The 1,390-nt window shown below is 60.3% G+C and carries 1 protein-coding gene; it reads left to right on the top strand.

Features of this window, described 5'->3' with window-relative positions:
• The first annotated feature begins 56 nt into the window (after positions 1–56).
• On the top strand, positions 57–1,337 hold the full coding sequence (locus KYC_RS02405) for an IS256 family transposase (RefSeq protein WP_050814825.1): 1,281 nt from the start codon (positions 57–59) through the stop codon (positions 1,335–1,337).
• Positions 1,338–1,390 lie beyond the last annotated feature (53 nt).

The following is a 1,390-nucleotide window of genomic DNA, read 5'->3' on the forward strand; positions in this document are numbered from 1 at the left end:
CGGGAGTATCCGGATTTTTGTGTGCAGGCCTATGATGGTTTTCAAGGAGACCGACCATGGCACGCAATCCGAAGTCCGCGAAGCAGTCCAGTAAGCCGGCGCTGCCGGCCAGTGCTGAGCAGTTACTTGATGAACTTGTAACCGGACCGATGACAGCCGAGGCGGTTCAGGACACGTTCATGCTGTTGAAGAAGGCGCTGATCGAGCGTGCGCTGGGCGCCGAGCTTGGCCAGCACCTAGGCTATCCCGCCGGGCAGGCCCGGCCCGAGGCGTCCAGCAACCAGCGCAACGGCAAGAGCAGCAAGACGGTGCTGACCGATGACGGCCCGCTCAAGCTTGATATTCCGCGTGATCGGGACGGCAGTTTTGCTCCGATCCTGATCCCCAAGCACGCCCGGCGGTTTACGGGGTTCGATGACAAGATCATCGCGATGTACGCCCGAGGCATGAGCGTGCGTGAGATCCGAGCATTTCTGGATGAGCAGTACGGCACCGACGTGTCGCCGGAGTTCATCAGCTCGGTCACAGATGAGGTCATGGAAGAGCTGCAGGCCTGGCAGAACCGGCCGCTCGATCCGATGTTGCCGGTGGTGTTCTTCGACGCACTGAGGGTCAAGATCCGGGATGAAGGGCTGGTGCAGAACAAGGCGGTCTATCTGGCGCTGGGGGTGCTGCCAGACGGCAGCCGCGAGGTTCTGGGCCTGTGGATCGAGACCACCGAAGGCGCCAAGTTCTGGATGCGGGTGTTTAACGACCTTAAAACGCGAGGCGTGCAGGACATCCTGATCGCGGTGACAGACGGTTTAAAAGGCATGCCTCAAGCGCTTGAGGTCGTGTTCCCGGCCACCACGCTACAGACGTGCATCGTGCACCTGATCCGCAACAGCCTGAGCTACGCGGGCTGGAAGGAGCGCCGCACCATCGCCGCGGCACTGCGCCCGATCTACGCGGCCGTGAACGCTCAGGCCGCGCAACAGGCACTCGATGAGTTCGCCGCGAGCCCCTGGGGTCTGAAGTACCCCATGATCGTCAAGGCCTGGAAAGACGCATGGGAGCAGGTCATCCCATTCTTCGTGTTCCCACCAGCGATCCGGCGCGTGATCTACACGACAAATGCGATAGAAAGCGTAAACGCGCAGCTTCGCAAGATCATCAAAACGCGCGGTCACTTCCCCACCGACGATGCAGCCATTAAGCTGCTCTGGCTGGCGCTGCGAAATATCGCAGTCAAATGGGGATCGGCCACACACCATTGGACCGAGGCCATGCAGCAGTTCGCCGTCCTTTACGAGGAGCGATTTACTCGACCCCGTAACGACTCACAGCCGGCTGGCTAGCAAATGAGGCAACGTCAGACTAACGCCTAGAACACAAAAAATCTGACACTCCC

The organism is Achromobacter arsenitoxydans SY8, from assembly GCF_000236785.1.
In the GTDB taxonomy this organism is placed as follows: Bacteria; Pseudomonadota; Gammaproteobacteria; order Burkholderiales; family Burkholderiaceae_B; genus Achromobacter; species Achromobacter arsenitoxydans.

What these genes read in the sequence shown, in the direction of transcription:
- KYC_RS02405 (WP_050814825.1), top strand. Translation starts at nt 57, where the DNA reads ATGGCACGCAATCCGAAGTCCGCGAAGCAGTCCAGTAAGCCGGCGCTG.